Here is a 12,815-nt window from a genome sequence, read left to right as displayed (position 1 = left end):
AGTCCCAGCCATGACCGCTGTACAGGGAACCGCAGTCGACATCCCCACCGACGACGGCACCGCGGACGCGTATCTGGCGCATCCCGGTGACGGCCGCCCCCATCCGGCGGTTCTCCTCTACATGGACGCCTTCGGGCTGCGGCCGCAGCTGACGTCCATGGCCGACCGGCTGGCCGAGGCCGGCTACACGGTGCTGGTCCCCAACGTGTTCTACCGTCACGGACGCGCCCCCGTGGTCGATCTGCCGGAGTTCATCGATCCCGGCGCCCGGCCGGAGATCTTCGAGCGGATCAGCCCGATCATTCAGGCGCTGACGCCGGAACCGGCGATGCGGGACGCGGGCGCGTATCTGCGCACTCTGGCCGACTCCCCCGTGGCCGCCGACGGCCCGATCGCCATCACCGGCTACTGCATGGGCGCCCGGCTGGCCCTCCTCACCGCCGGCACCTACCCGGACCGGGTCGCGGCCGCGGCCGGTTTCCACGGCGGGCGGCTGGCGACCGACGCCCCGGACAGCCCGCACCTGGTGGCCGGCAAGGTCACCGCCGAGCTGTACTTCGGACACGCCGACCAGGACCCGTCGCTGCCCGTCGAGCAGATGGAGCGCCTGGAGGAGGCGCTCACCACGGCCGGTGTCCGCCACACCTGCGAGGTCTATGCGGGCGCGCACCACGGTTACACGCAGGCCGACACCTCGTCGTACGACCGGGCGGGCGACGAGCGGCACTGGGCGGCCCTGCTCGATCTCCTGAAGCGCACCTTCTGATCCGGTGTCGTCGCGCGGGGCTTACGTGCGGTGGAGCTTCCCACTCTTCTCACACGGGGCGCCCCGAAGAGCGCATCTGGCTTGAACTCGCCTCTGTGTGACCGGAGTCGAACCCTGCCACCCGCGAGTTGAACTCTTACCCCCGGTTACCTCTAGGAACCGCTTGCTTTACTTGGCCCCTACCCGTAACTCTTCCCCCACAAGCCGTGACTCTGGGGGAGCTGGCATATGGAAGGCACGGTTGACGGGTTCCGCTATGGGGTGGTGACCCCATTGGCGGCCTATGTGATGGCCTGTCTGGGAGGGGCCCTGGGACTGCGCTGCACAGTCCGGTCCCTGCTCGACAATCAGTCGTGGAAGGCAGGCTGGCTGGGCCTCGGCGCGGCCTCGATCGGCTGCGGCATCTGGACGATGCACTTCATCGCCATGATCGGTTTCCAGGTCGAGGAGACCCGGATCCGTTACGACGTGGCCCTGACGGTGCTCAGTCTGGCCGTGGCGATCGTCGTGGTCGGCATCGGCGTGTTCATCGTGGGCTATCGCGGTGCGAGCGCGGTCACGCTGTGCGCCGCGGGCGTCGTCACCGGTCTCGGTGTCGCCGCGATGCACTACCTGGGCATGGCGGCGATGCACCTGAACGGCGACGTGCACTACGACCCGCTCGTCGTCGCGCTCTCGGTGCTGATCGCGATCGTCGCCGCCACCGCGGCCCTGTGGGCGGCCGTCACGATCCGCGGTTTCCTGACGAGCCTCGGGGCCAGTCTCATCATGGGCGTGGCCGTGTCCGGGATGCACTACACGGGAATGGCCGCCGTCAGTGTCCACGTGCACGGAGCAGGGGGCGGCACCTGGGCCGGCGACTCGCCCCACTCGCTGCTGTTACCCATGCTGGTGGGGCCGGTCATCTTCCTCGTACTCGCGGGGGTGGTGGTGATGTTCGACCCGCTGCTGGTCCTGGGCGACGGCGACCGGGGCCGGTCCGCGCCGCTCGGACGGGCCACCGCGCCTGCACCCGCCGAACCGTCCGGCTCCGCCTTCGAGAAGACGGCCGGTGCCGTACCGCGACCGCGGGAGCCGTACGAGGCTCGACCACGCAGCCGCCGCCGGTGAGCTGACCCAACTCCCGGCCGGTTCTAGATCGTTGTTACGGTGCACCGGTGTCTGATTCTTCACGCGATACCGCCGAAGGCGCCGGCTGGGGCTCCGCAGAACCCGGTGAGTACCGGCAACTCCTGCCGCAGAAGGTCGAGAAGATCTCCTGGCTCGACCCGAGAACGCTGTGGGCCGCCCGCAACGGCGTCGTGGCGTCCTGGTTCGGGGACCCCACGGGTCGTACCCGCAGCCGGTGGGTGGCGCAGCGGGCGGCGGTCGGCGCACCCGCCGACAAGGTGATCCGGCGCGACGACCCCGACCGGTTCTCCTTCATGGTCATCGGCGACACGGGCGAGGGCGACGACCCTCAGTACGCCGTCGTGCCCGGGTTTCTGAAGGTCGGTCAGGACACGCGTTTCGCGGTGGTCGCCAGTGACGTGATCTACCCGGTGGGCAGCGCGGACGACTACGGCACGAAGTTCTTCCGCCCGTACCAGGAATACCGGGCACCGATCTACGCGATACCCGGCAACCACGACTGGTACGAGGACCTCGGCGCCTTCATGCGCGTCTTCTGCGACGACGCCCCGCCCCTCGAACCGGAGCCCAAGCCCCGCCCCCTCACCCGCGCCTGGCTGCGGTCCCTGCTGTGGCACCGCCCCCGTGCGAACGACGGCCAACGCCTCGACCAGGTAAGGCAGTTGCGCTCGACGACGACCCAACAGGCCGGCCAGCCCGGCCCGTACTGGGCCATCGACGCCGGACCGGTGCGGATCATAGGCATCGACACGGGCCTGCTGGGCACCATCGACGCCGAACAGGGCGCCTGGCTGCGCGAGGTCTCCCGGGGCCCCCGCCCGAAGATCCTGATCACCGGATCGCCTCTGTACGTGGACGGCGAGCACCACCCCTGCGCGATCGACGGCGGCGGCACGGTCGACGACATCGTCCGCGACCCGGACCACCACTACGTGGCCGCGATAGGCGGCGACATCCACAACTACCAGCGCTACCCGGTGCAGGTGGACGGCCGCACCATCCAGTACGTCGTCTCGGGCGGCGGCGGCGCGTTCATGCACGCCACCCACACCATCCCCCACGTCTCGGTCGCGAACGTCACCGAGAAGGACTTCCGCTGCTATCCGCTGCGCGGCGACTCCCTCGCCTTCTACAGCAGGCTCTACGGCCGTCGGCTGCGCCTGCGCCGCTTCTTCACCCTCGCCGAGGCCGAGGCGACGGCCGTGATCGCCGAACGGCTCGGCATCCCGCCGACCCGTACGCCCGGCGAGTCCGCGCGGATCACCCGGCGTACGCGTCTCGTCGCCAGTCTGCTGGGCGCAGGAGGCCGGCCCGACCGCACCTCACGGTTCCGGCTCCCGGTCCGAAAGATCTACACGCAGTTGTTCTCGCCGAGCTCGGCCACGTACAGCCCGCCGTTCTTCAAGTGCTTCCTGCGTCTGGACGTCACCCCGGAGACGGTCCGGCTGCGCTGCTACGCGGCCACCGGCAACCGCGCCCAGGAGATCGAGCCGCCGATCGAGGACGAGGTGACCATCCCGCTGCCGGTTCCGCCGGCCTGATCGCGGTCGTACGGCCACCGCCTGCGACAATCCGGACAGCACCGCAGTACGACACGACCGTTGGAGGAGCCCGTGCCGCCGACCTCTCGACCGCTGCGCAAACTCGGCTTCCTGACCATCGGGCTGTTCGACGAGGAGGATCCGCGCCGGGGCCACGAGTCCACGCTGGAGATCATCGAGCTGGGCGAGCGGCTGGGATTCGACAGCGCGTGGCTGCGCCACCGCCATCTCCAGTACGGCATCTCCTCCCCCGTCGCCGTCCTGGCGGCGGCCTCGCAGCGCACCCGCCGTATCGAACTCGGCACCGCGGTCATCCCGCTGGGCTGGGAGAACCCGCTGCGGCTGGCCGAGGACCTGGCGACGGTCGACCTGCTGTCCGGCGGCCGTCTCAACCCCGGGGTGAGCGTGGGCCCGCCGAGACACTACGACCAGCTCAAGGAAGCGCTCTACCCGGACACGGCGGACGCGGAGGACTTCGGCTACGAGCGGGTGCGGCGGCTCCTGGACTTCGTGCGCGGGGAACCGGCCACCGACTTCAGCGGGGTCGAGGGGTTCGAGGTGTTCAGCGACCGGGTGCAGCCGCACTCCCCCGGGCTGGGCCGCCGCCTCTGGTACGGCGGCGGCAGCCTGGGCTCGGCGAAGTGGGCCGGCGAGCACGGGATGAACTTCCTGGTCAGCAGCGTCGTCAAGGCGGAAGAGGCCGAGGGAGCACCGGACTTCGCCAAGATCCAGCTGTCGCACATCCGTGCCTTCCGTGCCGTCCACCCCGACGGCGAGGCCGCCCGCGTCTCCCAGGGCCTCGTCGTCATCCCCACCGACTCCGCCTCGCCCGGTCAGCGCGCCAAGTACGAGGAGTACGCGGCGAAGCGCACCCCTCGTACCGCGTTGCCGCAGGGCCCGGCGCGTCTGATGTTCGCGCCCGACATCGTCGGCACGTCGGACGAGATCACCGAGCGGCTGAACGCGCACGCCGCGTTCCGCGAGGTCGACGAGGTCGCGTTCGCGTTGCCCTTCACTTTCGAGCACGAGGACTACGTGCAGATCCTCACCGACATCGCGACGCGGCTGGGCCCGGCACTGGGGTGGCAGCCTTCCGGGTGAGGTCACCAGCGTCCGGGCTCGGTCCCGACGATCGCCTCCGACGGCTTGCCGTCCACCCCGACCGGGACGTCTCCGGTGAGCATCACCCGGTGCATGGTCCGGGGGAATCCGAGGTGGGCGTTGTCACCGGGCGCGAGATGGATGGTGGCCCGGTTGTCCCAGAAGGCCACGCTGCCCGGCTCCCAGCGGAACCGGACGGTGTATTCGGGCCGGGTCGCCTGCTCCATGAGCATCTCCAGGATCGCGGCGCTCTCGGCGCGGGAGAGGTCGGCGATCTGCTCGACGTAGTAGCCGTTGACGTACAGGATCCGCTCCCCCGTCTCCGGGTGGACGCGCACCAGGGGGTGCAGCGAGGCGACCTGATGGTCCAGCAGATGCCGGACGTACGCGTCGTCGCCGGGCCGCGGCTGATAGCCGACGCCGAGCCGGTGCTCGGCCCGGAGCCCGTCGACGAACTCCCTGACGGGACCGGAGAGTCCGGCGTACGCGGCCGCCAGGTTGGACCAGGTGGTGTCGCCGCCGTACGGCGGGACGGTCTCCGCGCGCAGGATCGTCGCGGCCGGCGGGTCGATGCGGGCACCGTGGTCGCAGTGCCAGCCCCGCAGCAGGGTGTGCCGTCGGCGTTGCAGCCATTCGTCGTGCTCCATGCCGAACCTGCCGCCCAGCTCCAGCCGGTCGGCGGTCGTCTCGATCTCGGGGAAGTCCGACGGTGAGGCGCTCCCGCGCCTGGGCAGCACGACCGGTTCGCCGAAGCGGCGGGCGAACGCGACGTGCCCCGTGTGGTCCAGCGTCTGCCCCCGGAAGAACACCACCTTCCAGCGCAGCACCGCCGCCCGGATCGCGGTGACCGCGGTGTCGTCGAGGTCGTCGGCCAGGTCGACGCCGGTGATCTCGGCGCCGATGTGTCCGGCGGCCGGCTTCACCTCGATCCCCGTGACCTCGTCCGAGCGGTCCGCAGTGGCCCTGTCCGTCGTCATACACGCTCCGATGGTCCGTCCCTGCCGGCCCGGTTCGGTCCCGGCTCCATGAAGATCGTGGCAGCGTTCGCCGTGCTTGGCGACAGGGCCCCGACGGGGCGTCACCTCCGTGACATGCGGGCGGCCTTGGGCGCGGTGCGGCGGTGGATGGGACCGCCGGGCGTGTGCCGGCCCGCCTTCTTGCGCACGGCAGGCGAAGGGTCGGCGTCGCGGGCCCGCACCAGCGCGGCGAGGGCGTCGGCGTCGGCGTGCACCCACAGGGCCACGAGTTCGACCGCGTAGGCCCTGACCTGAGGGGCCGGATCGTCGTGCAGGACACGCACGGCCCGCGGCAGGAGCAGGGCGCGGTCGGGCCGGCAGGCGTCCGCGTCCGCCTTGCAGCGCTCGCAGGACAGGGCGTGCAGGGCGGCGATCCGCACCCGGGCGCCGGGATCGTCGAGCAGGGCGGTGAGGTCGCCCACGGCCTCCGGGACGAGTAGTTCGTCCAGCAGCTTGCAGCACTGCTCGCGCACCCTCGCCTCGGGGTGGTACATCCCTCGACGGATGGCCGGTACGGCCTCCGGGCCACGGCTCAGCAGTGCGCGAAAGGCGCCCGGACGGCGTGGCTCGCTGCCCAGCGCGTCGACGAGGAGGCTGTCAGGGATACCGGTTGTCGACATGTCGCCCTCCGTTCTCCTGGGACGAGTGTGCGCGCCCTGCTCCAGCGGTCCAAAACCCTTTTCCGGCGCCCGGCTCAGACCGTGAACTCCCGTATCACCACGTTCTCGAACACCGCCGCGCTGCCCTCGTCCCCGCCCGTCCGGTTGGCCAACGCCCACCCCATCCGTGACGCTGGATGTACGACACAGCCGAGGGAAGGCCCCCAGTGATCAGCATCCCGACCCACACGCTCAACGACGGCACGACGATCCCCGCTCTCGGCCTCGGCACCTGGCCGATGGACGACACGCAGGCGGAGCAGGCGGTACGCAGTGCGCTGGAGGCCGGCTACCGCCTGGTCGACACGGCGACGAACTATCGCAACGAGACCGGTGTCGGCCGTGGTGTGGCCGGCAGCGGGGTGCCCCGCGAGGAGATCGTGGTGACGACCAAGCTCCCCGGCCGGCACCAAGGCTACGAGGAGACCCTCGCCTCCTTCGAGGAGTCCCGCGCCCGCCTCGGCCTGGACCACGTGGACCTGTACCTGATCCACTGGCCGCTGCCCCGCGTCGACAAGTACGTCGACTCCTGGAAGGCCATGATCAGGCTGCGCGAGGAGGGGCTCGTGCGCTCGATCGGCGTCTCCAACTTCACGGCCGAACACATCGATCGCCTGGAGAAGGAGACCGGCGTCCTGCCCGCCGTCAACCAGATCGAGCTGCACCCCTTCTTCCCGCAGGACGAGCTGCGCGCCTTCCATGCCGACAAGGGCGTCCTGACCGAGAGCTGGAGCCCGCTGGGCCGGGGCTCGGCGCTGCTGGAGGACCCCGTCGTGGCCAGGGTCGCCGAGGCCCACGGGGTGACGCCCGGCCAGGTCGTCCTGCGCTGGCACGTCCAGCTCGGCGCGATCCCCATCCCGAAGTCGGCGGACCCCGAGCGGCAGCGCCACAACCTCGACGTATTCGGCTTCGAACTGGGCCCGGCCCAGATGACGGCGATCGCCGACCGTGCCCACCGGCGGCTCGGCGGGGATCCGGAGACGCACGAGGAGTTCTGAGTCGGCGGCGGGGTACTCGGGGGCCGTGCGACAGGGCGGCCTCGATGGCGCGGGGCGCCCGGAAGGGAGCCGACCGTGGGTGAGCGTGACCGGCTGCGGGACTACCACGGCAAGCGGGACTTCGACCGGACCGGCGAGCCGCAGGGGCGACAGGACTCGTCCGGCGAGGAACCCCGGTTCGTCGTGCAGATCCATGACGCGAGCACCCTCCACTTCGACTTCCGGCTCCAGGTGGACGACGTTCTGAAGTCCTGGTCGATCCCGAAGGGGCCCTCCGACGACCCGAAGGACAAGCGGCTCGCCGTGCCCACCGAGGATCACCCGCTGGAGTACGAGGAGTTCGAGGGGGTGATCCCGAAGGGTGAGTACGGCGGCGGCACGGTCATCGTCTGGGACCACGGCACGTACGAGCCGCTGAGCCACGACCGGAAGGGCCGGCCCGTCGACTTCGGGGAGTCCCTGGAGCACGGGCACGCCTCGTTCCGGCTGCACGGCGCGAAGCTGCGCGGCGAGTACGCCCTGACCCGCTTCCGCGGCGGGAACGACGAGTCCTGGCTGCTGGTGAAGGCGTCCGAGGGACGCGCCCGGGCGCACGGCACGCCCGACCCGCACCGGGCCCGGTCCGCGCGCTCCGGCCGCACCCTCGCCCAGGTCGCCGCCGACGGCGGGGAGACATGAGTCGCGGCGCCCGAGCGGCCGGCGGGAGTTCCCCGACGAGGGGTGGGTTTTCGAGCGGAGGCTTGACGGAGTACGGGTGCTGCCGCACCGACTTCGCGCACGGCTCCGGCAGCACATAGGGCCGACCCGCCGGCAGGACGCCGAGGCGAGCGGTGTCGCGGTGACGTACCACGTCTTCGACCTGGTACGTGGTGCGCGAGCGGGCGGCCACGCCCCCGGACAACGGGGTGATCCGCGGAATACGCTCGCAACAGGCTCTCGGTGCCTCTAAGTTCGCAGCGGCACGACCTTGCCTGTGAACCCGAGCCAGGAGGCCTTCCGTATGCGCAGCCCGCTTCGCACTGCCATGACCGGCGCCGTCGTCACCGCCACCGTCTTCGTGGGCGGCAGCGCCCACGCGACCCCGCCGGGCCCGGGGGTGACCGCCCGGCTGATCGCGCAGAAGACCGTCGGGGACACCGACTACGTACTGAGAGAGATCACCGTTCCGCCGGGTCAGGCAACCGGCTGGCACTACCACGACGGCCCGGTGTACGGGTACGTGAAGCAGGGCACCCTCACCCACTACCACCCCGACTGCGCCACCGACGGCGTCTATCCGCAGGGCACCACCGTGCGCGAGCCGGGCGGGCCGAGCGATGTGCACCTCGGCAGGAACCTGGGCGACACGACGCTGGTGCTCGACGTGCTGTACGTACTGCCGCACGGCTCGCCGTTCTCCGAGGACGTGCCGAACCCGGGCTGCCCGTTCGAGTGATCAGTCCGGAATCAGTGTCTGCTCGGCCCAGATGGTCTTGCCGCTGCCGGTCTGCCGGCTGCCCCAGCGCTGCGTGAGCTGGGCGACCAGCAGCAGTCCGCGGCCTCCCTCGTCGAAGACGTGGGCGCGGCGCAGGTGCGGGGAGGTGGAACTGCCGTCGGAGACCTCGCAGATGAGGGTGCGATCGCGGATCAGCCGTAGCTGGATGGGCGGTTCGCCGTAGCGGATCGCGTTGGTGACCAGTTCGCTGACGACGAGTTCGGTGACGAAGGCGGCCTCGTCCAGTCCCCACGCGGTGAGTTGCTCGGTGGCGGCCTGCCGGGTCGCGGCCACGTGGGCGGGGTCCGGCGTGACGTCCCAGGTGGCGACGCGGTCCGCGCCCAGCGCCCGGGTGCGGGCCAGCAGCAGGGCCACGTCGTCGCTGGGCTCCTCCGGCAGTACGGCCTTCAGCACGGTGTCGCACAGGGCGTCGAGGGTGTCGGTACGGGCGGTCAGGGCGCGGCACAGTTCGTCGGTGGCGTGGTCGACGTCGCGGTCCCGGTCCTCGATGAGGCCGTCGGTATACAGGGCGACGACGGCGCCCTCGGGCAGTTCCACCTCGCTGGCCTCGAAGGGCAGGCCGCCGACGCCGAGTGGCGGGCCCGCGGTCAGCGGGATGAGCCGTGCGGTGCCGTCGGGCAGGACGAGGGCCGGCGGGGGGTGGCCGGCGGCGGCCAGGGTGAGGCGGCGGGAGACGGGGTCGTAGACGGCGTAGAGGCAGGTGGCGCCGAGTTCCGCGGCCTCCTCGTCGGTGTCGTCGGACGCGAGGTGGGTGACCAGGTCGTCGAGGTGGGTGAGGAGTTCGTCCGGCGGCAGGTCGACGTCGGCGAGGGTGCGGACGGCCGTACAAAGGCGGCCCATCGTCGCCGACGAGGCGATGCCGTGGCCGACGACGTCGCCGACCACCAGGGCGACCCGGCTGCCGGAGAGCGGGATCACGTCGAACCAGTCGCCGCCGATGCCGGCCACCGAGCCGGACGGCAGGTAGCGGTGGGCCACCTCGACCACCGCCTGTCCGGGCAGGTCCCGGGGCAGCAGGCTGTGCTGGAGCGCCAGGGCGGTGGTGCGTTCGCGGGCGAAGCGGCGGGCGTTGTCGATGCAGACGGCGGCGCGGCTGGCGAGTTCCTCGGCGAGGACGGCGTCGTCGTCGCCGTAGTCCTCCGGGTTGGCGATCCGGACGCCCACCGCGACACCCAGCGTGGTGCCGCGGGCGCGCAGCGGCACCGCGAGCACCGAGTGGGCTCCTCTGCGCTGGGGTCCGCCCGCGGGGGCGCGCGCGTTGCGCTCGGCGACCCACCGCATGAAGTCCGGTTCGCCCGCCTGACTGAGGACCGCCCGCCCCTGCCGCAGCGCCCTCGCGGGCGGCGAGTACGCGGGATAGACGTCCGCCCCGCCCAGGCGTACGGCGGCCTCCGGTGTGCCCTCGGTGGCGGAGCCGTGCGCGATGCGGCGCAGGAGAAAGTCGCCGGTGAGCACTGTGGGCGGTTCGTCCGCCCCGAGGACCCAATCCAGCAGATCCACGCTGGCGAAGTCGGCGTACCGCGGGACCAGGAGTTCCACCAGTTCCTCGGCGGTGCGCACCACGTCCAGGGTGGTGCCGATGGCGGCCGACGCCTCGTTCAGCAGCGCGAGGCGCTGCCGGGCCCAGTACTGGTCACTGCTGTCGAGCGCCACCAGGGCGACTCCGGTCACTTCGCCGGAGGCGTCCCGTACGGGCCACATCTCGGTGGTCCAGGCATGCTCCCGGTTGAGGGCGGGCGCGCCGGTGAAGCTCTCGTAGCGGACCGGCCGGCCCGTCTCGGCGACCTGGCGCAGGTTGCTGTGGAAGCCCCGGCTGTACTCGGCGTTCTCCACGCTCTCCGGGAAGTGCCTGCCGAGCAGGGCCTCCTCCGGCACGCCCATCACCCGGCAGGCGGTGTCGTTGAGGCGCAGATAGTGCTGCCGGGTGTCGAAGACCGACATGGACACGGACGCCTGCTGGAAGGCCTGCCCGGCGAGCGTCGTCTCGCCCTCGCCGGGCCGGTCGGCGGTGATGACGTAACCGTTCGGGGTGCCGTCGGCGCCCAGTACGGGCTGTGCCCTCAGGCCGAGCGTGACGGGGGAGCCGTCCCGGTGTCTGAGGACGACGGTGCCGGTCAGGGCCGCCAGGGCCCGGTCCGGGGGGTCCTCGGCGAGCAGTTCCCGCGCCGAGCGTCCCACGACCTCCTCGGCCGGGTATCCCGTCAGCCGCCGGGCACCGTCGCTCCACCCCGTCACGATGCCCCGGGCATCGGTGACCGCCGCAGCGGAGGCCTGCTCCATATCATCCAGGATGGTCCCTTTGTGGCACCGCATCAACCGTGATGCGCCCTTTGGGGCCGTCTCTCAGGCGCGGTGGGCGCGTAGCGCGTCGAGGGCCCGGTCGGCGTGGGTGTTCATCCGCAGTTCGCTGCGGACGACCTCCAGGACCGTCCGGTCCTCCGCTATGACGAAGGTGATCCGCTTGGTGGGAGCGAGGGAGAAGCCCCGCTTCACGCCGAACGACTCCCGGACCTTTCCCTCGGGGTCGGACAGCAGGGGCATGCCGAGGTTGTGCTGTCCGGCGAACTCCTGCTGGCGTTCGACCGCGTCGCCGCTGATGCCGACGGGCCGGGCGCCGACGGCGGCGAACTCGGCGGCCAGGTCGCGGAAGTGGCAGGCCTCCGCGGTGCAGCCGGGGGTGAGGGCGGCGGGGTAGAAGAACAGCACGACGGGTCCGTCGGCAAGCAGTCCGGACAGGCTGCGGGGCGTGCCGGTCTCGTCCGGCAGCGTGAAGTCCTCGATCTTGTCGCCCACCTCTGTGCGTCCGCTCACGACCGGCCCTCCCCGCTCTGCGCGACGCTGCGGGCCCACAGGACGAGGGGTACCTGGAGCGGCAGCCGCCCGATGGCGGCGGCCTTCAGGGGGGCGGGGCGGTGGCGCCAGTCCACGGCCATCTTGACGTTGGCGGGGAACACGCCGACGAAGAACGCGGCGGTGGCCAGCGCGGCCGCCCGCCGGGTGCGCGGTGCGGCGATGCCCGCGGCCAGCGCCAGTTCGGCGGCTCCGCTGGCGTACGTCCAGGTCCTGGGCGTGCCCGGCAGGCTGCGCGGGATGGTCGCGTCGAACGAGCGTGGAGTGGCGAAGTGGGCGACACCCGCGGCGGCCAACAGGCCGGCGAGCAGCAGGGGCGAGCGTTCGGACCGGGACACGGTTCCTCCTCTGATGACCTGCCGCGCGATATTACTGGACGGTAGAGGACCGTGGGCCCGCCGCCCCCTCTCCTCGCGCCCCCTCTCCTCGGGCGATCCCCTCGGCGCCCTCTCCTCGCGCCCCTCTCAACGCCGCCGCACCAACGGCCCCTCTCCACTTGACCTTCTCCAACGGTGAAGGCCGACGGTGGGGGCAGACCTGCTCAGTCGGCGAGGGGAACTTCCATGAGCACGCGCTGCGTGATGCTCGACATCGGAGGGGTTCTGGAGATCACACCCCGAACGGGATGGCCGGCCCGCTGGGACGAACGGCTCGGACTGGCGCCGGGAAGTGTGGACGAGCGGCTGGCCGACGTCTGGGAGGCGGGGGCCGTCGGGACGATCGGCGAGGGCGAGGTGCACGCGGGCGTGGCCGCCCGGCTCGGGCTCGGCCCGCGGGAGGTCGAGGCGTTCATGGCCGACCTGTGGGAGGAGTACCTGGGAACGGCGAACACCGAGCTCATCGACCTGGTGGCGGGGCTGCGCACGCGCTGCCGGCTGGGCATTCTCAGCAACAGCTTCGTGGGCGCCCGTGAGCGGGAGGTCGCGCGGTACCGGTTCGACCGGCTCGTCGACGAGATCGTCTACTCCCATGAGATCGGCGTGTGCAAGCCCGATCCGCGGGCCTTCGCCATCGCCTGCGCCCGACTGGGGGTCCGGGCGCGGGACTGTCTCTTCGTCGACGACTTCCCGCCGAACGTGGAGGCCGCCCGCACTGCCGGGATGCGGGCGCACCTCTTCGAGGGCAACGCGGGGACGATCGCGCGCATCGCCGCGCATCTGGACAGGCCCTAGAAGGCTGATGAAGATCTTGGGGTTCTGGCCCTGCCGCGTGAGCGGCAGGGCCAGACTCGTTGTGTGGCGATGGGTGAGTGGGTCGG

At 71.6% G+C, this 12,815-nt stretch carries 13 protein-coding genes; 8 read left to right on the top strand and 5 right to left on the bottom strand.

Annotated features, from left to right (window positions below; all coding sequences use genetic code 11):
* The first annotated feature begins 10 nt into the window (after window positions 1–10).
* The 4 genes from ADK57_RS42975 to ADK57_RS42960 all read left to right on the top strand — a co-directional run bounded on the left by ADK57_RS42975 (window position 11) and on the right by ADK57_RS42960 (window position 4,539).
* Entirely contained in the window at window positions 11–766 is a 756-nt protein-coding gene (locus ADK57_RS42975; RefSeq protein ID WP_053755208.1) for a dienelactone hydrolase family protein, read from the top strand.
* Between the two features lie 228 nt (window positions 767–994).
* Window positions 995–1,876, top strand: a complete 882-nt coding sequence (locus ADK57_RS42970) for an MHYT domain-containing protein (RefSeq protein WP_053755207.1) — start codon at window positions 995–997, stop codon at window positions 1,874–1,876.
* 47 nt (window positions 1,877–1,923) lie between these two features.
* Window positions 1,924–3,438 carry a metallophosphoesterase family protein gene (locus ADK57_RS42965; protein WP_053755206.1) on the top strand — a complete coding sequence of 505 codons (1,515 nt, stop codon included), beginning with the start codon at window positions 1,924–1,926 and terminating at the stop codon, window positions 3,436–3,438.
* Between the two features lie 72 nt (window positions 3,439–3,510).
* Entirely contained in the window at window positions 3,511–4,539 is a 1,029-nt protein-coding gene (locus ADK57_RS42960) for an LLM class flavin-dependent oxidoreductase (protein WP_053755205.1), read from the top strand.
* 2 nt (window positions 4,540–4,541) lie between these two features.
* Here ADK57_RS42960 and ADK57_RS42955 read toward each other — a convergent pair whose 3' ends face one another.
* On the bottom strand, window positions 4,542–5,516 hold the full coding sequence (locus ADK57_RS42955; protein WP_053755204.1) for a TauD/TfdA dioxygenase family protein: 975 nt from the start codon (window positions 5,514–5,516) through the stop codon (window positions 4,542–4,544).
* Window positions 5,517–5,617: 101 nt separating this feature from the next.
* The gene (locus ADK57_RS50305; RefSeq protein ID WP_159050238.1) at window positions 5,618–6,175 is read right to left on the bottom strand and encodes a HEAT repeat domain-containing protein; all 558 of its coding nucleotides are present in this window, start codon (window positions 6,173–6,175) and stop codon (window positions 5,618–5,620) included.
* A 206-nt stretch (window positions 6,176–6,381) separates the two neighbouring features.
* Between ADK57_RS50305 and ADK57_RS42945 the strand changes: the two genes are divergently transcribed.
* The 3 genes from ADK57_RS42945 (at window position 6,382) to ADK57_RS42935 (ending at window position 8,647) form a co-directional block, all read left to right on the top strand.
* Window positions 6,382–7,212, top strand: coding sequence for an aldo/keto reductase (locus ADK57_RS42945; RefSeq protein ID WP_053755202.1), 831 nt, complete (start codon window positions 6,382–6,384; stop codon window positions 7,210–7,212).
* Window positions 7,213–7,287: 75 nt separating this feature from the next.
* Complete coding sequence (locus ADK57_RS42940; RefSeq protein WP_053755201.1) at window positions 7,288–7,890, top strand: DNA polymerase ligase N-terminal domain-containing protein; 603 nt, start codon at window positions 7,288–7,290, stop codon at window positions 7,888–7,890.
* Window positions 7,891–8,212: 322 nt separating this feature from the next.
* Window positions 8,213–8,647, top strand: coding sequence for a cupin (locus tag ADK57_RS42935; protein ID WP_053755200.1), 435 nt, complete (start codon window positions 8,213–8,215; stop codon window positions 8,645–8,647).
* Here the strand turns inward: ADK57_RS42935 and ADK57_RS42930 are convergent, their stop codons facing one another.
* The 3 genes from ADK57_RS42930 to ADK57_RS42920 all read right to left on the bottom strand — a co-directional run bounded on the left by ADK57_RS42930 (window position 8,648) and on the right by ADK57_RS42920 (window position 11,895).
* Window positions 8,648–10,987 carry a SpoIIE family protein phosphatase gene (locus ADK57_RS42930; protein WP_053755199.1) on the bottom strand — a complete coding sequence of 780 codons (2,340 nt, stop codon included), beginning with the start codon at window positions 10,985–10,987 and terminating at the stop codon, window positions 8,648–8,650.
* A 63-nt stretch (window positions 10,988–11,050) separates the two neighbouring features.
* Window positions 11,051–11,518 carry a peroxiredoxin gene (locus tag ADK57_RS42925; RefSeq protein WP_053755198.1) on the bottom strand — a complete coding sequence of 156 codons (468 nt, stop codon included), beginning with the start codon at window positions 11,516–11,518 and terminating at the stop codon, window positions 11,051–11,053.
* Entirely contained in the window at window positions 11,515–11,895 is a 381-nt protein-coding gene (locus tag ADK57_RS42920) for a DoxX family protein (RefSeq protein WP_053755197.1), read from the bottom strand. The genes ADK57_RS42925 and ADK57_RS42920 overlap by 4 nt, the downstream gene beginning before the upstream one ends.
* 225 nt (window positions 11,896–12,120) lie before the next feature.
* On the opposite strand from ADK57_RS42920, the gene ADK57_RS42915 reads away from it, so the two are divergent.
* Window positions 12,121–12,729, top strand: a complete 609-nt coding sequence (locus tag ADK57_RS42915; protein WP_053755196.1) for an HAD family hydrolase — start codon at window positions 12,121–12,123, stop codon at window positions 12,727–12,729.
* Window positions 12,730–12,815: the final 86 nt, after the last annotated feature.

Source organism: Streptomyces sp. MMG1533, assembly GCF_001279775.1.
GTDB lineage: Bacteria > Actinomycetota > Actinomycetes > Streptomycetales > Streptomycetaceae > Streptomyces.
The sequence above is the reverse complement of the archived record's forward strand: the minus strand, read 5'-3'. Positions and strand labels throughout refer to the sequence as shown.